Origin of the sequence: Enterococcus sp. DIV0210g, from assembly GCF_050559705.1 — a bacterium.
Taxonomy (GTDB): Bacteria; Bacillota; Bacilli; order Lactobacillales; family Enterococcaceae; genus Enterococcus_B; species Enterococcus_B faecalis_A.
The window spans coordinates 1,188,278-1,208,670 of record NZ_CP187903.1 but is presented as its reverse complement, the minus strand read 5'-3'; the positions used below and the strand labels follow the sequence as shown (position 1 = coordinate 1,208,670).

General features: G+C 41.0%; 20 protein-coding genes. 5 read left to right on the top strand and 15 right to left on the bottom strand.

The window, feature by feature from the left end; translation table 11 throughout:
- Positions 1-29: 29 nt before the first annotated feature.
- The 4 genes from cysK to IGI64_RS05885 all read right to left on the bottom strand — a co-directional run bounded on the left by cysK (position 30) and on the right by IGI64_RS05885 (position 4,724).
- Positions 30-965: a cysteine synthase A gene (gene cysK, locus IGI64_RS05900; protein ID WP_429939841.1), complete on the bottom strand. Its 936-nt coding sequence runs from the start codon at positions 963-965 to the stop codon at positions 30-32.
- A 164-nt stretch (positions 966-1,129) separates the two neighbouring features.
- On the bottom strand, positions 1,130-2,017 hold the full coding sequence (locus tag IGI64_RS05895) for a glucosaminidase domain-containing protein (RefSeq protein ID WP_016625211.1): 888 nt from the start codon (positions 2,015-2,017) through the stop codon (positions 1,130-1,132).
- Between the two features lie 366 nt (positions 2,018-2,383).
- A complete protein-coding gene (gene tkt / locus IGI64_RS05890; protein WP_016625212.1) occupies positions 2,384-4,375 on the bottom strand; it encodes a transketolase in 1,992 nt (663 codons plus the stop codon).
- 109 nt (positions 4,376-4,484) lie between these two features.
- Positions 4,485-4,724, bottom strand: coding sequence for a DUF896 family protein (locus tag IGI64_RS05885; protein WP_016625213.1), 240 nt, complete (start codon positions 4,722-4,724; stop codon positions 4,485-4,487).
- Between the two features lie 146 nt (positions 4,725-4,870).
- On the opposite strand from IGI64_RS05885, the gene lexA reads away from it, so the two are divergent.
- Positions 4,871-5,494, top strand: a complete 624-nt coding sequence (gene lexA, locus IGI64_RS05880; protein WP_034862937.1) for a transcriptional repressor LexA — start codon at positions 4,871-4,873, stop codon at positions 5,492-5,494.
- Between the two features lie 146 nt (positions 5,495-5,640).
- Entirely contained in the window at positions 5,641-5,859 is a 219-nt protein-coding gene (locus IGI64_RS05875) for a hypothetical protein (RefSeq protein ID WP_429939839.1), read from the top strand.
- Positions 5,860-6,137: 278 nt separating this feature from the next.
- Here IGI64_RS05875 and IGI64_RS05870 read toward each other — a convergent pair whose 3' ends face one another.
- The 7 genes from IGI64_RS05870 to obgE all read right to left on the bottom strand — a co-directional run bounded on the left by IGI64_RS05870 (position 6,138) and on the right by obgE (position 13,475).
- Positions 6,138-6,650, bottom strand: coding sequence for an adenine phosphoribosyltransferase (locus IGI64_RS05870; protein WP_016625218.1), 513 nt, complete (start codon positions 6,648-6,650; stop codon positions 6,138-6,140).
- A gap of 12 nt (positions 6,651-6,662) precedes the next feature.
- Positions 6,663-8,960 carry a single-stranded-DNA-specific exonuclease RecJ gene (recJ, locus tag IGI64_RS05865; protein ID WP_429939838.1) on the bottom strand — a complete coding sequence of 766 codons (2,298 nt, stop codon included), beginning with the start codon at positions 8,958-8,960 and terminating at the stop codon, positions 6,663-6,665.
- A 217-nt stretch (positions 8,961-9,177) separates the two neighbouring features.
- Complete coding sequence (locus tag IGI64_RS05860; protein WP_016625221.1) at positions 9,178-9,606, bottom strand: LapA family protein; 429 nt, start codon at positions 9,604-9,606, stop codon at positions 9,178-9,180.
- An 11-nt stretch (positions 9,607-9,617) separates the two neighbouring features.
- Entirely contained in the window at positions 9,618-10,406 is a 789-nt protein-coding gene (locus tag IGI64_RS05855) for an SDR family NAD(P)-dependent oxidoreductase (RefSeq protein WP_429939837.1), read from the bottom strand.
- Positions 10,403-11,347 (bottom strand): ribonuclease Z, encoded by a 945-nt coding sequence (gene rnz, locus IGI64_RS05850; RefSeq protein ID WP_429939836.1) that lies wholly within the window; start codon positions 11,345-11,347, stop codon positions 10,403-10,405. The genes IGI64_RS05855 and rnz overlap by 4 nt, the downstream gene beginning before the upstream one ends.
- A 177-nt stretch (positions 11,348-11,524) precedes the next feature.
- Positions 11,525-12,073: a DUF1269 domain-containing protein gene (locus IGI64_RS05845; RefSeq protein WP_429939835.1), complete on the bottom strand. Its 549-nt coding sequence runs from the start codon at positions 12,071-12,073 to the stop codon at positions 11,525-11,527.
- An 88-nt stretch (positions 12,074-12,161) separates the two neighbouring features.
- On the bottom strand, positions 12,162-13,475 hold the full coding sequence (gene obgE, locus IGI64_RS05840) for a GTPase ObgE (RefSeq protein ID WP_429939834.1): 1,314 nt from the start codon (positions 13,473-13,475) through the stop codon (positions 12,162-12,164).
- 279 nt (positions 13,476-13,754) lie between these two features.
- Here obgE and gap point away from each other — a divergent pair, with 279 nt between their 5' ends.
- Positions 13,755-14,765, top strand: a complete 1,011-nt coding sequence (gene gap / locus IGI64_RS05835) for a type I glyceraldehyde-3-phosphate dehydrogenase (RefSeq protein ID WP_429939833.1) — start codon at positions 13,755-13,757, stop codon at positions 14,763-14,765.
- Between the two features lie 163 nt (positions 14,766-14,928).
- Here gap and IGI64_RS05830 read toward each other — a convergent pair whose 3' ends face one another.
- The 3 genes from IGI64_RS05830 to IGI64_RS05820 all read right to left on the bottom strand — a co-directional run bounded on the left by IGI64_RS05830 (position 14,929) and on the right by IGI64_RS05820 (position 17,756).
- Positions 14,929-15,867, bottom strand: coding sequence for an alpha/beta hydrolase (locus IGI64_RS05830; protein ID WP_429939832.1), 939 nt, complete (start codon positions 15,865-15,867; stop codon positions 14,929-14,931).
- A gap of 72 nt (positions 15,868-15,939) precedes the next feature.
- Complete coding sequence (locus tag IGI64_RS05825; RefSeq protein ID WP_429939831.1) at positions 15,940-16,563, bottom strand: NUDIX hydrolase; 624 nt, start codon at positions 16,561-16,563, stop codon at positions 15,940-15,942.
- Positions 16,564-16,658: 95 nt separating this feature from the next.
- Positions 16,659-17,756, bottom strand: a complete 1,098-nt coding sequence (locus tag IGI64_RS05820) for a DUF871 domain-containing protein (protein WP_429939830.1) — start codon at positions 17,754-17,756, stop codon at positions 16,659-16,661.
- A 304-nt stretch (positions 17,757-18,060) separates the two neighbouring features.
- Here IGI64_RS05820 and IGI64_RS05815 point away from each other — a divergent pair, with 304 nt between their 5' ends.
- Positions 18,061-18,804: a peptidylprolyl isomerase gene (locus IGI64_RS05815; RefSeq protein ID WP_429939829.1), complete on the top strand. Its 744-nt coding sequence runs from the start codon at positions 18,061-18,063 to the stop codon at positions 18,802-18,804.
- A 137-nt stretch (positions 18,805-18,941) separates the two neighbouring features.
- Here IGI64_RS05815 and fabZ read toward each other — a convergent pair whose 3' ends face one another.
- Complete coding sequence (gene fabZ / locus IGI64_RS05810; RefSeq protein WP_016625232.1) at positions 18,942-19,382, bottom strand: 3-hydroxyacyl-ACP dehydratase FabZ; 441 nt, start codon at positions 19,380-19,382, stop codon at positions 18,942-18,944.
- A 226-nt stretch (positions 19,383-19,608) separates the two neighbouring features.
- On the opposite strand from fabZ, the gene fabI reads away from it, so the two are divergent.
- A complete protein-coding gene (fabI, locus tag IGI64_RS05805; RefSeq protein ID WP_016625233.1) occupies positions 19,609-20,364 on the top strand; it encodes an enoyl-ACP reductase FabI in 756 nt (251 codons plus the stop codon).
- Positions 20,365-20,393: the final 29 nt, after the last annotated feature.

Here is a 20,393-nt window from a genome sequence, read left to right as displayed (position 1 = left end):
CGGAACGTTCGCCGCCGTTTTCTAATTATTTAGTTTTTATCTCCAAATGTATACAATTCTGTAGACAAATAACGCTCTCCGTTATCTGGAACAACAGCAAGTACTTTCTTTCCTTTGCCTAATTCTTTCGCAACTTCTAACGCAGCAGCGATGGCAGCTCCTGAAGAAATCCCTACTAAGATGCCTTCTTTTTGCCCCATCAAACGTGCTGTCTCCATTGCTTTATCTCCTGTGATTGCAATGACTTTATCGTAGACTGCAGTATCCAGCGTATCGGGGATAAAGCCCGTCCCAATTCCTTGGATTTTGTGTGGTCCAGGTTCTTTGCCTTCTAAAACGGCAGATTCTGCTGGTTCTACACCGTAAATCTTTATTTTAGGATAGACACGCTTTAATTCGTGACCAGCCCCGGTAATCGTTCCGCCTGTTCCGATTCCTGAAACAAAGGCATCTAGTCCGTTCACACCAAATGCTGCTTGGATCTCAGGACCTGTTGTTTTCTTGTGGACTTCAGGGTTTGCTGGATTTTCGAATTGCAGCGGCATGAAATATCCTTTTTCTTCAACTAATTGACTTGCTTTTGTGATGGCGCCCTTGATACCATCTGATCCTGGCGTAAGAATCAACTCAGCACCATATGCTTGCATCAATTTTCGGCGTTCGATACTCATAGTTTCAGGCATGACGATGATGACACGATAGCCTTTGACAGCACCAACCATCGCTAATCCGATCCCAGTATTCCCAGAAGTCGGCTCGATGATCGTATCCCCAGGAGATAATTTGCCTTCTCGTTCGGCTTTCTCAATCATACTCAACGCAATTCTGTCTTTGACACTTCCGCCTGGATTAAAAAATTCAAGTTTCACATATACTTCTGCTGCGTCTTCAGGTACAAGTTTATTTAATTTGACGATTGGTGTTTTTCCGATCAATTCGCTGATAGAATGATAAATCTCTGTCATATGAACGCCTCCTAGTTTTGTCTATACTTATGATAATACAAAACAAGAGGATTTGGCGAGAAATTTCACTTTTATAAAACCATTTAATAGCAGAAATAAAAAAGAGGCCGGACATTTGCCCGCGACCTCGTCTTTTATGATTTTATTCACTTTACAAATAAGTGCTAAACAGATAATTCCTGTCCAACTAATAAAGAATAATCAGATAAACCATTTTTCGCCATCAAATCGTCGATATCTGTACCGAAACGCTGTGCGATATCCCATAGCGTATCCCCTGAAGCGACTGTGTATGTTTGACCGCTTGTACTGCTGCTTCTGCTTGTTGATGAAGAAGAAGTCGTTGTAGAAGTTGTGGTCGTAGTTGTAACTGTCGTACTCGTTGATGCACTTGCTGATGAATTAGTAGAAGGTGTATCAAAACGAGTTAAATCATACAGGCTGATCAAATAATTCAATTTCCCTGCATAGCCAGGATCCGTCGCATAACGTCCTGTTAAATAAGCTGTTGCTTCGTAATAACTTGTTGTATTGCTTTTCCATACACCTGAGTAATGGTAATCGCCGGTAGCAAAGCTTGTAGAACGCAAGACATTTGCATGGTCTTGGAAAGATTCCCAATAAGAAGAATATTTACGGAAAGGTTCATTCATCGTGACCCATTGTCCATTGACATATTCTTTTGTATCCATATAAACGACTTGGCCATTATAAGAACCTTTGACACCGAAAAGATTATAATTCGGCGCACTAGCTAAACCAGATGTTCCATAGCCGCTTTCTAGTAAAGCTTGAGCAATCATCACAGACGCATACAAGTCATTGCTGGCAGCAACTTCTGACGCAGACCAGCCGATCTCATTGATAAAGGCTTGAGGATCCGCAGTTGTTTGACTTTGTTCATCTGCATAGATATTCCCAGGCGCTGCTGTTATCACCATAGGCCCTACTAAAAGGCTTGTCCCTACTAAAGGAGCAATCGCTTTTTTATTCATTACCAGCTTCTTCTTTGGCCGATAATGACGGGCGCTTCGGGTCTTCAGCTCTTGCATTCAAATTCCTCCTCAAAATAAAAAAACTTAAATAAACATTTAGTTCTTAAAACAAAATTAATTAATTAAATTATACGTTTAATCGTCCAAAATCTCAAATCTATTTTAACTATTTTTGTCTTTTGTAACCGTAATGTAATATTGTGATTCTTGGTTATTCTATCTGAAATAAAAAAACACTTTGGTTAAAAGATTGCAGCAGCAACGTTTATAAACTGTAAGCAACCTATGAAAACGTCTGCTTTTCTTTCAAATAAAGATTGCTTTGGTAAAAACAGACAAAACCTGCGCAACCCATAAAAAAGTTGTTTTGCGCAGGTCTTGCGTATTGTTATTTCATGAAGCAAGAGGAGTAATTAAGGATTCTTACAGTTGATTAAATGTATTTACTACGTTTTCTACTGTGAAACCAAACTCTTCTAAGATTTTGTTTCCTGGAGCAGAAGCACCGAAATGATCGATTGTAATTGTTGTTCCTTCTGTTCCTACGTAACGTTCCCAGCCAAATGGTGAAGCTGCTTCGATCGCCACACGTTTTGTTACTGCTTTTGGAAGTACAGTTTCTTTGTATTCAGCAGATTGTTTCTCAAAAATCTCAAAACTTGGTAATGAAACAACTGAAACGTCTTTTCCTTGATCCGCTAATGCTTTTTGCGCTTCAACAGCTAAGTGTACTTCTGAACCAGTTGCGATCAAGATACCTTCTGCTTCTCCTTTTGCAGGGGAAATCACGTATCCGCCTCGTGCAACTTTTTCATCTGCTTCTTCTGCTGTTTTCGGCAATACTGGAAGGTTTTGTCGACTTAATACAAGCAATGTTGGTGTGTCTGTTGAGTTCATTGCGATTTTCCATGCTGCACGAGTTTCATTTCCGTCAGCGGGACGAATCACTTGGACACCTGGGATGCAGCGAACAGAAGCTAATTGTTCGATTGGCTCATGCGTTGGACCATCTTCGCCTACAGCTACAGAATCATGTGTCAACACATAAGTTACTGGTGCTTTTTGAATCGCTGCTAAACGAACAGCAGGACGCAAGTAGTCAGTAAACACAAAGAATGTACCGCCATAGATCCGTGTACCGCCATGCAATTGGATACCGTTCATCGCAGCTGCCATGGCAAACTCGCGTACGCCAAACCAAATATTGCGTCCTTCGTATTGTCCTGGCTCAAAATCGTTTTCTGCGGCTACCATCGTGTTGTTAGAAGCAGAAAGATCGGCTGAACCGCCCCAGAAGCTTGGTACTGCTTTTGAGATTGCTTGGATCATTTCTTTGCTTGAAACACGGCTTGCTTGACTGCTGCCGATTTCATACGATGGTAATTCAGCATCCCAGTTTTCAGGCAGTTTTCCTGCAAATGCATCTTCGAATTGCTGTGCTAATTCAGGATGCGCATTGCGGTAATTTTCGAATTTTTCCTGCCATGCTGTTTCTGCTTTTTCACCGTCTTCGATCATTGTTTGACGGAAACGTTCTGCTACTTCTTCAGGAACGGTAAAATCAGGATATTCCCAACCGTAAACTTCTTTTGCTGAACGGATACCGTCTTCGCCGATTGGTGCGCCATGGACAGAAGAAGTTCCTTCTTTTGGTGCACCGTATCCGATGACTGTTTTCACTTCGATCAATGTTGGTTTTTCTGTTTCAGCTTTAGCTTCTTCGATTGCTTTTGAAATGGCTTCAAGATCGTTGCCGTCTTTGACTAAGATATGTTGCCATCCGTATGCTTCAAAACGTGCACCGACATTTTCAGTGAAAGCTTTTGAAGTTGGACCGTCTAATGAAATATCATTTGAATCGTATAATACGACCAATTTGCCTAATTTCATGTGTCCAGCCATTGAAGCTGCCTCTTGAGAAACACCTTCCATCAAGTCGCCGTCTCCGCATAAAGCGTAAGTGTGATGATCGACGATATCGAAGTTTTCTTTATTATAAGTTGCGCTCAAGTGTGCTTCTGCCATCGCCATACCAACAGCCATCGCGATTCCTTGTCCTAATGGTCCAGTCGTTGCTTCAACACCGTCTGTATGATGGACTTCAGGATGTCCTGGCGTTTTAGATCCCCATTGACGGAACTGCTTCAAGTCTTCGATCCCTACTTGGTAGCCTGACAAATGCAGCAAGCTGTAAAGCAATGCTGATCCATGGCCGGCAGATAATACGAAACGATCGCGGTCAGCCCAGTTTCTTGAAGTTTTTGGATTTACTTTTAGATGTTTCGTCCATAAAGCATAAGCCATCGGAGCTGCGCCCATTGGCAATCCTGGATGTCCAGAGTTTGCTTTTTGTACTGCCTCGATACTCAATGTACGAAGCGTGTTCACACCTAGTTGATCAATCTTGTCGAACAAAATAACCCCTCCATTTTAGGTTTTTTTTACTTTTATTAACCTCATTCTTATTCTAACGGATATAGGAATGGAAATCAATCTTTTTTAGTATTTTTTACCTAAAAAGAAACTATCTGCCATGCAGCCCTTTTTCTTTTTGGATTTGCTTCAATTTTTCTGGTGTGACATCTGTACCTTCAGGATCAACAACTTTTATTCCTTCGATATGATGACGCATCCCTGCACGAAAAGCCTTAAGGTATTCTTCTCGTAATTCTTTTTGCTCTTCTTCTTCTTCACTTGTCAGCTTGCCAGCTTTCTTTTTGCGGCCAAGTACGCTGATACGTGCTAATTTTTCGGGTGATAACATTACAACCCCTCCTTTTGTTCCTCTACATATTATATAAAAATGACAAAAAAAACAACTAGTTCTGTTCAATAAAATGCGAACATTTGTTTGAAACTGCTACTTTTCTATGGTAAACTTGGGATATCAAGCGAAAGAAGGTGTACCATGTGGCCCGACAAACAGAAACAAGACAAATCGAAGTGCTGAAATATATCCACGAACAGGTAGCACAAAAAGGGTATCCGCCTACAGTCAGAGAAATTGGTGAGGCAGTTCACCTTTCTTCTACTTCGACCGTCCATGGTCATTTGGCCAGATTAGAAAAAAAAGGGTTGATCCAACGCGACCCAACGAAACCAAGAGCAATCGAATTGACCACTGCTGGTCTTGACAAAATCGGTATCCAACCAACAACGATCCCTATGTTAGGAGTCGTTACTGCTGGCGAACCGATCTTAGCCGTTGAAGAAGCGTCAGACTTCTTCCCTATCCCGCCGAATCTTTCTTCTGAAGATGGTACATTATTCATGTTGACGATCCGCGGGGAAAGTATGATCAATGCCGGTATTTTGGATGGGGACCATGTGATCGTCCGCAAACAAGAAAGTGCCAATAATGGCGACATCGTGATTGCTATGACAGCAGAAGACGAAGCAACATGTAAGAGATTCTACAAAGAAGAAGATCACTTCCGTTTACAACCCGAAAATGATTTGCTGGACCCTATTATTTTAGATGAAGTGTCTATTTTGGGGCTTGTTGTAGGTTTATATAGAAGTCATATTTTTTAAAAAAAAATACGGTGAAACCCTTGAGAGATTTGGACGATCGATGATTGTTCAAATCTTTTTTCGTATTTCCTCTTTACAAACCGAACAAACATTCGTATACTGTTTATACAAACGTTTGTTCGTATAAATGAATGAGGTGATTATCGATGAAAGCAATGAGACGTTTTGGATTTATATTGTTGGTTTTATTCTTAGGTATTTTGATTGGTAATTTTGGTATTCAAACAGCACTTTTAGTTTTCGCGCCTTTGTTCACTTTATGGTTTATGTTATGGGATGAAAAGAAATATCGCCAAATCGAACGGCGAAAGAACAATGAAGAATCTTTTTACAACGAACCTTACTACAGATCCAGGCAATCCTGATAAAAAAGCATAGTTTTTTCATCAGGGAGATCTGCTGTCCTCTTCTTTGCTGGATACCAACTCCCCAGAAAGAAGCAACGGATGATACTGTTCTCATTTCAACCATGTGGATGTTTCCCGCCTATTGATTTTTTGTACCAAGATCCAGCTTGTTCCCCCCTAATGAGCAACGCTGATCTTTTACCTGTGATGAAAGAATCTGTTCATCACAAAAAGAACCTGAAACGTAATAATGTTCCAGGTTCTTTTTCTATCTTCTAAACACTATCTTCTGATTTCTAGTAATCCATCAATGCGATGATGTCATAACCGTCGATTTTATCGCGACCGTGTAAATCATTTAATTCAATCAAGAAAGCACAACCTACGACGATACCGCCTAATTTTTCGATCAATTCGATAGTTGCTTTGATCGTACCGCCTGTTGCCAATAAATCATCGCAGATCAAAACGCGTTGACCAGGCGTGATTGCATCTTTATGAAGAGTCAATGTATCTGTACCATATTCCAGATCATACGTCACTTCAATGGTTTCGCGAGGCAATTTTCCTTTTTTACGTACTGGAGCAAAGCCGACCCCTAGTTCATACGCTACAGGGCAGCCGACGATAAATCCGCGTGCTTCCGGCCCTACTACCATGTCGATACGTTTTTCTTGGGCATAATTGACGATTTGCTTGGTTGCTTCACGATACGCTTCTCCATCAGCCATCAAAGGCGAGATGTCTCGGAATGTGATGCCTTCTGATGGGTAATCAGGAATACTTGCAATATAATTTTTTAAATCCACAGTTGGTTCCTCCTATTTTGTCAGCCATTCTTTAATGGCTGGAACATCGCTTAAAAGCAGAAATTCCTCTATTTTTATTTTTTTCAAACGTTGCTGATAGTTCTCACTGTCCGTCAACGGATGGTTTACCGGGTCAGCAACTTTTTGCATGATGCCGTCTTGAATCGTGACAAACCCAAGTTCAGCAAATACTTGGATCATAAAAACTAATAATTTTTGCGGTATTTTCAAATATTGTGCGACCGCACCTGTTTTATGTCGAACATCGACTTTGTCCTGAGCTTGGATAAATTTGAATAAACGTGCGTATTGTTCTCTAGAGCCGACTCCGTTCAAATAGGCTTCATCTTCAGTAATACCTAAAAAATAGATACGGCTGAAATCACCGTAATCAGCAACCTCTTTTAGATCTGCCAAATCAGCTGGACAATCCGCTACAACTAATGATTCCGGCTGCTGCTCATCGATTTGCTGTTTGATCTGTTCTAAATTCTCAAAAAGAATGCTCTGCTGTTGGACAGTTTCATCTAGTTGTTTTTTGCTGCGAGAATCAAACACCAAATACAAAGCAGTTTCTGCCAGTTTTTTTTGTTTCCAGAATCGCTTTGGCCGCCAATCAAATAATTGGATTCCTGCAACTGCATAATCCGTTACCATTAACTGCGGTTTTTTTCGGCCATTCCATTCGTTGATCGAAAGTTGACCGACCACACTCACAGTATCACTGGAAAGCTCAGAAAGCTGGTTGCCAAAACCAAATGCCACAGCATCCAGCTGATCTTCACCATCGGTCAGCGACAACTTCAAATGTTTTTGGTTTGCGCCGATTTGTTTGACATTGCTCGTGCCTACATCTTCAAATAGAAAGTTAGGCAGCGGATTGTCCGTTCCAAATGGCGCCATGACCCGCAGTTCTTCAATAAAAGGAACAGAGACATCTTTCGGCTTCAGTTTCTCATCAATAGTGATCTGGGGTCCTTTAGACAAATCGATCTGCTGCGAAAGAACATAACTGTTCATCTGCTCTTGCAGAACCGATAGATTTTCTTGAGGCATCGTTAAGCCCACCGCTGCATGATGACCGCCAAAGTGAGTAAACAGATCCCGCATCCCATCAAGCATCTCATAAATATTCAATGCTTCGACACTCCGGCCAGACCCTTTTGCTGAACCATCTGGCTTTTTACTCAAAACAATCGCAGGTTTACCCGTCTCTTGCAAGATTTTCCCTGCTACGATCCCTAATACGCCTTCGTGCCAATCTTCGTTTGCGAGCAAATGGATCTCATTTTCTGGGTCAATCATCTGCAATGCTTCATTTGTGATCGATTCAACGATCCCTTTTCTTTGTTCATTGATCGTATTCAATTTTTCAGCAAGCGAAGATGCTTCTTCCTCGTCAAAAGTCGCCAGTAGGTCCACCGCTGGATTCGGATCACCCATTCGTCCAATGGCGTTCAGCCGCGGAGCGATGGAAAAACCGATCATTGTCTCATCCGCATCTTTCATTTTGCTGCCGCTCGCTTCAAACAGCATTTGCAGCCCAAGTCTTTCTGATTGCTGGATTGCTTTTAATCCTAAAGAAACGAGTGCTCTGTTTTCACCGGTCAATGAAACCAAATCTGCGATCGTACCGATTGCCGCTAAATCTAAAAACTCAGCTGGCGGTTCTTCTAGAAGTGCTGTTGCTACTTTAAATGCGACACCAACGCCTGCCAAATCGCCAAAAGGATAGTTTCCTTCTGGATGCCGCGGATGGATCACGGCATATGCATTCGGAAGTTCTGCCGGCAGCTCGTGGTGGTCGGTGATGATGACATCTACACCTGACGTTTGTGCAAGTGTGACAGCCTCATGACCAGAAACACCGTTATCTACTGTAAGGATCAGCTGGATACCTTCGTTGATTTTCTCCTGATAAACAGCTGGATTCGGTCCGTATCCATGTTCAAATCGATTTGGTAAAAAAGTCTCCACTTCTGCGCCTAACAGTTCCAGCGTTTCTTTCATGACTGTCGTACTGGTGATTCCATCTGCATCGTAATCACCATAGATCAAGATTCTCTCGCCATTGATCACTGCTTGCTGGATACGTTTAACACCTTTTTCCATATCGTGCATCAAGTAAGGATCATGGAACTGTTCCGCACTTGGATGTAAAAATCCTTGAATTGATTCTTGTGTCTGATAGCCTCTTTGCCATAAAAGTTTCGCTATCAGCGGGGAAAGGTTTTGTTCTTGTGCTAATTGAAAGAAAGCATCATCTGGACTTTCTTCCACTACTTTCCAATCAAAGTTTGCTTGTTTCACTTTTTCACCCCCAACTCATTTATTATATCAGAGGTTTTCGTTAAAAAAAAGAAGCGCTCCCTTTAAAAAACAGCAAATATCGGCTCCATTCTTTATTTTTAAATAAAAATTTTTGTTTCATGCAGCAAATACATCCTTCTTTTTCTGCAAAAAAAGACTGAGACACTCGCCTCAGTCTTTCAAAACTAATGTGATTCATGCAGAAAATCGCTGATTTTTAATCAAAATAATCAAACTGCTGTTTTTGCGGTGTTCCTGGTTCTGGTTTTTCTAATTCTTTGATTTGTTTGTTTTTTTCTTGCAGTTCTGCTTGGTAAGCAGCTTCCAGTTCCGCCCGCTGATTGCGGAATTCCCGTTGTTGTGCTTCTTTTGCTTCGCTGACTTTTTTATCAAGATTCTCTTTATATTCCCCAAGTTCTTTCGTCAGTTCTTTGATTTCTTTTTTCTGCTGCCATAAACTTGCTGAAGCGGTCAAAAAGATGATCAGCGCGCCTAACAAAGCTGAACCAATGATCACCAAGATCAAAGGTGCTGAAAAAGAAGTAAATCCTAAGCTGACAGGAACACTTTTATTGTTCATAACAGCAAATAGAACAATGATCAATACTAAAATAAACCCTATAATTACTCTGCCTTGATTTTTCATGTCGATTCCACCTATTTTTTATTAAATACCCCGCTGGCTAAATAGTCGCCGATTCTTGGAAACAGCACATAAAATCTTGCTGCAGCTTCCAAGATCATCGGCTGATTGATTTCGCGTTTAGGAAAGCGCATTGCTCGAACGATCGTACGGGCCAGACGCTCTGCATCAAGAACAATAAAATCGACTTTTTCTAAATAGTCGCCGCTAGGATCTGCTTTGCCGAAGAAATCGGTTTTGATTGGTCCAGGATTTACAGTTGTGACAGGAATGCCAAAAGGTTTTAATTCTAAACGCAGTGCATTTGAGAACCCTAAAACAGCAAATTTCGTCGCAGAATAAACAGTAGATTTGGCTGTGGCCATTTTTCCAGCCATTGATGCAATATTGATGATATGGCCGCTTTTTCTTTCTGCCATATCGATAGCAAATTTCTGTGTCAGCACCATCATCCCTAATACATTGACTTCAAACATTTGATAGGCTTTTTTCATATCGAAATCTAAGAAATCTTCAAAGATGCCAAATCCTGCATTGTTGACCAAGATATCGACTTTTCCAACTTCAGCGATGACTTTTTCATAAAGCTGTTCCACGCTGTCAGGATCACTGACATCCAATGAAAATGCATAGGCAGCTCTTTTGCTGAGACGCTGACATTCTTCTTTGACTTTTTCGATTTCTGGCAGCCGGCGTGCACAAGTGACGACGATAGCGCCTTGTTTTGCAGCTTCGTAGCAGATTTGTTCGCCTAGTCCGCCAGATCCGCCGGTAACTAAAACGACTTTGTTTTTTATATTCACTCTTCTGCCTCCTCTTCAAATAAAATCTCTACTGTATCAAAATCTTTCATGAGCTTCGTTGCTGGGAAAACTTCTTTTGCTTCTGCTTCCAGCTCCTGAGCTGCTTTTCCTAAGTAACGGGCACTGATATGCGTCAGCAGCAATTGTTTCGTCCCTGCTGCTTTTGCTACTTCCGCAGCTTGCTGTGTCGTGGAATGATGGTACGTATGCGCCATTTTTGCTTCTGTTTTATTAAATGTACTTTCGTGGACAAGCACATCGCTGTTCTTCGCTAGTTCGATGGAATTCTTTGTTTTTCTCGTATCGCCTAAAATCGTTACGATCCGCCCTTTTTTATCGGGGCCGACGAATTTTTTTCCATCAATGATCGTTCCGTCTTCCAATTGGACGGACTCTCCTCGCTTCAAACGTCCATAAACCGGACCAGAAGGAATGCCAAGTTCTTTCAATTTTTCAACTTGCAGCTCGCCTTTGTGGTCATGTTCGACTACTCGGAATCCATAGCTGGCAATACCATGATCCAATAATCTCGCATAAACAGAGAATTGCTGGTCTTTAAAAATCGGCTGTTCGCTTTCTGTCACTTCGATAAATCTCAACGGATAACTCAATCTTGTTTGAGAAATGGTCAAAGAAGTCTTCACGAATTGTTCGATCCCTTTTGGTCCATAAATCTCTAAAGGCGTTTCGCCGCCTTGGAAGGAACGGCTGCTGATCAGTCCTGGCAGGCCGAAAATGTGGTCGCCGTGTAAATGAGTAATGAATATTTTTTCGATTTTTCTAGGGCGGATATTCGTGTGAAGGATCTGCATCTGTGTGCCTTCTCCGCAGTCGAACAGCCAAACTGCATTTCTTTCATCAAGCAGCTTTAACGCGATGCTTGTAACGTTTCGATGTTTTGCAGGAACGCCTGCTCCTGTACCTAAAAATTGTAATTCCATAATCTACCTGACTTTCTTTAACTTCAGTTCTAATTTTATGTGAAAAAGAAGCGTTTAGCAAATAAAAGTAAGGAAATTTTCAGGAAAAATATCCTTTATTTGCTGGAAAAGCAAAAAGGAACCACGACCTCAGCCGCGGTTCCTTTGTCTAACCGCATCAGCATCGAGTTGGACAAATCAAGATTTGTTTCGTTCTTCCCAATTTTTCTGTGCGGATTCTTTTGTCTGCTCTTCCACTTCTTTTGCTGTGGCAAGATCATTTTCAACATCTTCATAATCTAAACGGGTGATTTCCCCGCCAAGTTCATTCATTACGAGTTGATTCAATGGACGGTTGTCTTCTTCCTCTGCAATCAAGATCAAACCAGTATCACCTTCACCGATTTTGCTTGCTACATGGTCAAAAACCGTCTGCGCTGTTCGGATTTCTTTGGCATCTTGTGACGCGCCGATCACTCCGCCGGCAAACCAGCCTAGAAGAACACCTAAAGGACCGCCTAGCAAACCAACAAGCATGCCGATGATCCCGCCAGTCGACGTCTTGTTATTTCCTGTGAAATCCAAAAAGTCTTCGATCTTGAACTGCGTGCTGTCGTTTAGATGCGTGACCACCGCCATTTGTTCTCCTTTGATCTGGCGTGTTGCGTGCATCTTTTTGATTTCAGAAAATGCTTGATACGCTTGGCTTTCGATATCAAAAGTCAAAATAATCACTCGTTTGCTCAATCTATCCACTCCCTCTCTTTTATTGTTATTGTACCGCTGAAACATATAAATGGTAAAGGAATACGATAGTTTCGCTGTTTTCGTGGATTTATTCTACAAATTCAAATTCGAATTCGCCGATGCGGACAAGATCGCCGTCTTTTGCTCCTCTTGCACGAAGCGCTTCATCGACACCCATGCCTCGAAGTTGACGCGCAAAACGCATCACTGTTTCATCATGATCGAAGTTCGTCATTTGGAATAATTTCTCGATCTTCTCGCCTGACAAGACCCATGTAGCATCTGGTTCACGATCGATCTTGAATTCTGGTCCTACAGATTTGAAGCCGTAACGTACTGTTTCTTCTTCGATTTCCTCATCATATAATGGGAATTCTGGTGTCACTTCCAATAAATCAGCTGTTGCATTCAATAAAGGATCAAGTCCTTGACGTGTAACACCTGAAATTGGGAAGACAGGGATATCATCAGCAAATTCATCTTCTTTGTCTTTTTTCAATTGTTCTTTGAATTTGACTAGATTTTCTTCCGCTTCCGGCATATCCATTTTATTGGCTACAATGATTTGCGGACGTTCTAACAAACGAAGATTATGAGAAGCTAACTCTTTATTGATTGCTTGATAGTCTTCATAAGGATCTCGCCCTTCCATCCCGCTCATATCGATCACATGCAAAATAACACGTGTACGTTCGATGTGGCGCAAGAATTGAGTCCCAAGACCAACACCTTGGGAAGCTCCTTCAATCAATCCAGGCAGATCGGCTGCAGCAAAACTGCGGCCATCACTTGTAGTAACCATACCCAAGTTAGGAACCAATGTCGTAAAGTGGTAAGCACCGATTTTAGGACGAGCAGAAGAAATCACGGATAACAATGTTGATTTCCCAACAGAAGGAAAACCGACAAGTCCAACATCTGCTAACACTTTCAATTCCAACTCGATTTTTCTTTCTTGTCCTGGTTCACCGTTTTCAGCAATTTCTGGTGCTGGATTTCTTGGTGAAGCAAAACGGGTATTCCCGCGTCCGCCGCGTCCGCCTTTTGCAATCACAAGTGTTTGGCCTTGTTCAACCAAATCCCCAAGCAAAGCGCCTGTATCTGCATCGCGAACAGTCGTTCCCTGCGGTACTTTTATATAGGTGTTTTCAGAACCGCGTCCGTGCATTCCTTTGCTCATACCGTTTTCTCCAGGCTGCGCTTTGAAATGACGATTAAAACGGAAATCCATCAATGTACGGAGTCCTTCATCTACTACTAGGATCACATCTCCGCCGTGACCGCCGTCTCCACCAGCAGGACCGCCGTCTGGTACATATTTCTCTCTTCGAAAAGCAACCATTCCGTCTCCGCCTTTTCCAGCTTTAACGTCGATCGTTACTTGATCTAAAAACATGGACATTCTATCGTCCTCCTCTTTTTCTCTTTTATCTCTTGACTACATGAATTTCCACAATAAACAAAAGTCCTCCCTATTTTATCTATGAAAGAGCATTTTGTCTATCTTTTGACGGAAAAGAACACAGGAATTCTTCTTTTTTTACCTTTTATAAAAATTTTAGCGACAAATCAATTACGATGTTTATGCTTTGACAAAAAACGCTTACCGTTGCAAAATGACAATACAGCGTGATGCTGGATCCAAGTTGTTTTACAGCTAATAAAAGGAGGATTTTTCATTATGACAGTTAAAGTAGGTATTAATGGTTTTGGACGTATCGGACGTTTAGCATTCCGACGCATCAAAGAAGTTTCAGACGATATCGAAGTGGTAGCAATCAATGATTTGACAAGTCCAACAATGCTGGCACAATTATTGCAATTCGACTCCACACACGGTACGTATCCAGGAAACGTCACTGCAACTGAAAACTCAATTGTTGTAGATGGCGAAGAAACACGTGTTTACGCCGAACCAGACGCAAGCAAAATCCCCTGGGCTAAAGAAAATGGCGTAGATATCGTCTTAGAATGTACAGGTTTTTACACTTCCGAAGAAAAAGCGAAAGCTCATTTGGATGCTGGTGTAAAACGTGTCGTTATCTCTGCTCCAGCCGGCGCTATGAAAACAATCGTTTACAATGTAAATGATGATACTTTAGATTCAAATGACCAAATCATCTCCGCTGGTTCTTGTACAACCAACTGTTTAGCACCAATGGCTTACTTCTTGAATAAAGAATTTGGTATCGAAGTTGGAACAATGACAACGATCCATGCGTACACTTCAACACAAATGTTATTAGATGGTCCAGTTAGAGGCGGAAATCTTCGTGCTGCGCGTTCTGCTGCGGACAATACGATCCCTCACTCAACAGGGGCTGCAAAAGCAATTGGTTTAGTTATCCCTGAATTGAACGGAAAACTTCAAGGCCATGCGCAACGTGTACCAGTTGTTGATGGTTCATTGACAGAGCTTGTTTCTATCTTGAAAACAAAAGTAACCGCAGAACAAGTCAACGAAGCAATCAAAAAATATACAGTGGATAACCCATCATTCGGTTATGATGATCGCGAAATCGTTTCTAGCGATGTGATCGGTACAACACAAGGCTCGATTTTTGACCCTACTCAAACAGAAATCACTTCTGCCGGCGACTATCAATTAGTAAAAACTGTCGCTTGGTACGACAACGAATATGGCTTCACTTGCCAAATGATTCGTTTGTTGGAAAAATTTGCTAACTTATAAAAAAACACTTAAACTTGATTCCATAACGATTCACTCTTGGATATCTGGTTTGACGCGCATCAGCAGCGAGCATTCGTTTGCTGATGCGCGTTTTTTGCGTGGAAGTTTCTATGATAAGTACGCAAAAAACGCCGCAGATTTAAACTGCGGCGTGCTTGTTTCACTAATTTTTGACATATTTTTCCAAGAAGTTTTGGACGGTTTCCTTGTATTTTTTTTCATCCGCACGAAAGGCTTTTGCATGTTCTGCGCCATGTACGACATATTTCTCTTTAGGTGCATCTGTCGCATTATAGACTTTTTCCAGCATCGAAAAAGGAACAAAAGTATCTGCATCACCATGGATAAAAAGCATTGGCGTTTTATTTTTGTGTAATTGTTTCACCGCATCTGCTTCACCAAAGAAATAACCAGCTTTGAGTTTGGTAATCAGACTTGTCATAGGAATCAATGGAAAGGCAGGTAGATTGAACATATCTCCTAATTGATACGTCAGTTCATCTGTGACAGAGCTGTAGCCGCAATCTTCAATGATGGCTTTCACATTTGTCGGCAATTTTTCGCCGCTGGTCATCATCACTGTTGCAGCTCCCATGCTGACACCATATAACACGATTTTTTCTGAGGAGCCGTTTTTTGCCAATACTTGATCGATCCAGCGAACATAATCTTTTCGTTCATGCCAGCCGAAGCCAATATAGTCTCCTTCGCTTTTCCCATGTCCCCGTGCATCCGGTACTAAAACATTGTAACCCATGTCATGGAACATCTTGGCATATGAACTCATCGTCTCAGCATTTCCCATATAACCATGAGCGACGATTGCTGTTTGATGTGTCTCTTTTTCTGCAGGAAGATAAATAGCAGAAAGTTTTAATTGATCATCGGAAGTCTGCGTCCAGTAACTCCGATTTTTTTCATTGGTAAACCATTGCTTTTCTTCAGAGGAATTTGCCTCTTGATGTGTGCCTGGTGTATCGTTTTCGAGAAAGTCTTTTTTGGAAGGAACGACGGCATAATTATAAAAATAATTCCCTGCCCAAATCAGCCCTATACTTAGAATAATGACTAAACCAATAACAATTTTCATCCAAATTTTCACATATTTCACCTGTTTTTCTTGATTTAACTAGCAGTATAATAAAAATACAGCAGTTTCGCAACAAGGCGAATCTCAATCACACCAAACAGCTTGCGGATTTTTGTGATCATCAAAGATCATTTGGATGTCTTCTTTTGTATTTCTTGGTAAAGAAAGCTTTAATTCATTGATCTCTTTTTGCGTGAAAAAAGCAGCTGTCTCTGTTTCGACCCCCGATTGAAGTTCCCCTTCTAACCATCGACAGGCGATAAAAAATTTATACACATAGACTGCGCTTGGCGGATAAGGATGCTTCGACTTATCTTTGACCGCCAATAAGCGAGCTGCTTTGACAACGATCCCTGCCTCTTCTTCCGTTTCTTTTTCCGCAATCTCAAACGGTGAAAAACCAATATCAGCCCAACCGCCTGGAAGACTCCATAAATGGTCTTTTTTCTCCTGAACAAGAAGCAATCGATCTTGTTCATCAAAAACCACTGCACGGATATCGACTTTCGGTGTCGCATATCCTTCATCTTTTTCGGTCAGGATTTTTATCTTTTCATCAGGCAGATTCGTTGTTATTTTTAAAAGATCCTTTGCGATTTCTTGAAGTTCTTGATATCTTTCCTTATCATAAACATCTTTTCCATACGTCAAACCCGTTTGAGCAATTCCTTGGATTCGTGCAATCTGTTCCATTAATTCCTTTTCCATGAAATCTCTCCTTTTAAAAAAACTGAGAGGCTGGGATTAGAACCTCCAGCCTCTTTTACAAACAACAGACAAACAAATGATTCGTCTATTGAGGTTTATTTAGATTTGTTTTCAATCAATTTGAAATTTGACCAAGGCTTGATGAAGTCCAGCAAGAAAAGTTCGTCATCACTGATTCTTCCTACCACGTTTACTCGGCCGTCATTTTTCATTTCTTTCAATGCAATCTGTGTTTCGCCTTTGTATTGGCCATATCCGGCATTATCGATCAAAACATCTCCATGTGTCATATCACGTGTATTATGCGGAGGAAATTCTTTGTCTTTATAATAAATGCGGGTCATTGTTGAACGTAAAATATACTCTGAACGATCGCCTCGGTAGCTGTGCAGTTTGTCAAACAGACAAATGCGCTCATCCTCCGTGATATCCGGCTCTACATCCACTTTCAACGTTGGGAAGTCCGCATTGAAAGCTTCAGCCATTGCTTTCAATTCTTCTTCGCTGGCATAAGCGTTTCCAATAGAGATATCATCAATCAAGCCTGTCAGCATAAAATGTTTGACTTGTGTGGCAATCTCTAATGTCCGATGATCTTCCAAAGTACATAAGCCGTCTTGTGTTGGCCATGGACCAAAGTCAGCGGTTTGCGAATTGACAAAAGCCATCGTATTCAAGTTATATTTTCTGAACTTTTCAGAACAATAGATAAAATGATCATAGCTTAGTCCAGAATAACGGTGTGGATAAAAATTGTGTGAACCAAGCAGATTGTTGGTATTTGGTGAATAACTCATGATGTTGTCGACATAATTCGTGCCTGAGCTCATGTTGATCTCGATTTTGATGCCGTAAGGGTTTCGTGTCATTTTCGCTTCTTCTGCTCCAGTAAATCCGATATCCAAACGAATACCGTAAGCACCCATTTTGTCAAAGAACGACAAGTCATCGTAAGAGATCTCAAGTTGTTCAAATAACGCTGGATTGATATCTACCATTACTTCCATGCCCAAACTGTTCGCATAATCAACGACTTGTTTGAATTCAGCTAATACTTTTTCTTTATCATCATTGATTTGAAGCAAGCTGGTAAACACTCTTTTAAAGCCGTATTTATGTGCCAAATCAAGATACTCTTTGTCCTTCTCAAACGTTGAACGTTCTGGATAAATCGATATGCCTAATTTTCCCATGATCCAAATTCCTCCTACATTCCTACATTTTGTATCCACTTACATTATAACAAAAAGAGAAAAAGTGGTCTACACCTTTTCGTTCTTTCTAAAAAATAACATGTGAATTCCAAAGTTTCTATAGGTATTTAGTTTAAGATTTGCTATGATAAAATAGAGGTTGTGAACTTAGCGTTTTGACTTGAGTATTAAGCTGAGTGGACACCGTTTAGCAGAGGTTGCAACTACCATTTACTAGAGGTATAAAAAAAAACATTCTGCCTTGAAGAAAAGAAAATCCCATTTAAAAAGAAAGGAAACAACTATGAAAAAAAATAAATTGATTTTAAGTTTAGGGCTTGCGTCTGCGTTATTATTCGCGGCAGGCTGTTCCGCATCTGACCAAACGTCATCTTCTACTTCCGATTCTGCAACAGCAGAGACAGCAACTTCTGATTCTGTCGATTTGAATGCTTTAGAACTTCCCCAGTTGGACAAAGAAGTGGCAGATAACGAAGCGCTGGTAGAAATGACGACCGATAAAGGCGCAATCAAAATAAAACTTTTCCCTGAAATCGCTCCGAAAGCTGTCGAAAATTTTATGACGCATGCAAAAGACGGCTATTATAACGGCTTGACTTTCCACCGAGTGATCAAAGACTTTATGATCCAGGGCGGCGATCCAAATGGTGACGGAACTGGTGGCGAAAGCATTTGGGGCGAAGGTTTCGAAACAGAAGCTTCCAATCAGCTTTACAACATCCGCGGTGCGCTTTCGATGGCGCGTGCTCAAGATCCAAACAGCAACGGCAGCCAATTCTTTATCGTCCAAAACAGCGATGATATGCACGATGGACTTTTGAACACTGTTTATCCGCAAAAGATAATCGACGCTTACAAAGACGGCGGCTATCCAAGCTTAGATGGCGACTATACTGTATTTGGCCAAGTTGTCGAAGGAATGGATGTCGTGGATAAAATCGCTGATGTTGAAACAGACGACAATGACAAACCAAAAGAAGATGTGAAGATCGAAAAAATAACTGTCCTTCAAGAAGCAAAAAAATAAGATTTCCTTAAGCAAAAAACCTTCCGCAGCTGCGGAAGGTTTTTTGACATGCTGTTATAATCTTTTTCCAAACCAGGAAAAAATAGTTTTTTAGAAAAAGCAGCCGCTATCTCTCTGCTTCTTCCAAAGCGTTTCTTCTATGCGTCTTGGTTGACGATAAACGTAAATTCGCATTCGCAGACTTTTTCGTCTCCTACGTATGCTTCAGAAAGCGCAGTTCCTACCGCACCCTTCATTTTTGTGATTTCAAAGTGACATTTCATCACGTCGCCTGGTACGACTTTTCGACGGAATTTTGCTTTGTTGATGCCGCCGATGTATGCGCGTTTTCCTAAAAATTCTTCTGATTTCAAAATCAAGATCGAACCCGCTTGTGCCAATGTTTCTAAAATCAACGCGCCTGGCATTACTGGGTTATCGGGAAAATGGCCTTGGAAAAAATCTTCATTGATCGTTACATTTTTTGTAGCGATGATTTTTTTCCCTGGCTCTAAAGAATCTACATAATCAATATAACAAATCGGATAGCGATTAGGGATCAATTCCATTACTTCTGTTGCTGATAAGACGTACGACATAATTTGCTCCTTCTTTCAGGCAATTGCCATCATTCATTTATTGTTTGATTATCAAAGTATCATATTCTTTTTTATTTGGCAATCTTTTTTTTATACCGAAAAAAATAGTTTGACAATCAAACAATTTTAGCTAATAATATGAAGTCAAAGAAGTATTTTCTTTAAGCAATTATTTATTAGTTTTCCAATTCAATAAAGTTACTTTTAGGACTAAAGGAGTGTCAATATGTCATTTTTAGACGGAAAAAAAATCGTCATCATGGGTGTTGCCAATAAAAAGAGCATTGCCTGGGGATGTGCGGAAGCGATGCAAAAACAAGGCGCTGAAATCATCTACACTTATCAAAACGAACGCATGAAAAAGTCATTAACGAGATTAGTCGGCGAAGATGCATTCACTGTAGAATGTGATGTAGCCAGCGATGAAAGTATCGAAAAAGCTTTTTCAGCAATCAAAGAATATGCAGGAGAAATCCATGGTTTGGTCCATGCGATCGCTTATGCCAACAAAGAAGAATTATCTGGCAACGTGTCTGATATCTCAAGAGACGGCTACCAATTAGCACAAGATATCAGCAGCTACTCATTGATCGCTGTTGCAAAATATGCCCAAGAAATCATGGCACCAAACAGCGGGATCGTCAGCATGTCTTACCTTGGTTCTGAACGTGCGATCCCTAACTACAACATGATGGGAATCGCTAAAGCAGCGCTTGAAGCAGCAATCCGCTACTTGGCTGCTGAATTTTCACCAAAAGGAATCCGTGTCAATGGTATTTCTGCTGGAGCAATCAAAACACTTGCTGTAACTGGCGTTAAAGATTATCAAAAATTGATCCAATTATCTGAAGACCGTACACCAGATCACCAAGGTGTAACGATCGAAGAAGTCGGCAATACTTGTGCTTTCTTAGTGAGCCCTCTTTCAAGCGGGATCATCGGGGATATCATCTATGTTGATAAAGGTGTTCATCTTTCTTAATCAGAAAAAACAAAAAGGACCGCAGCGAA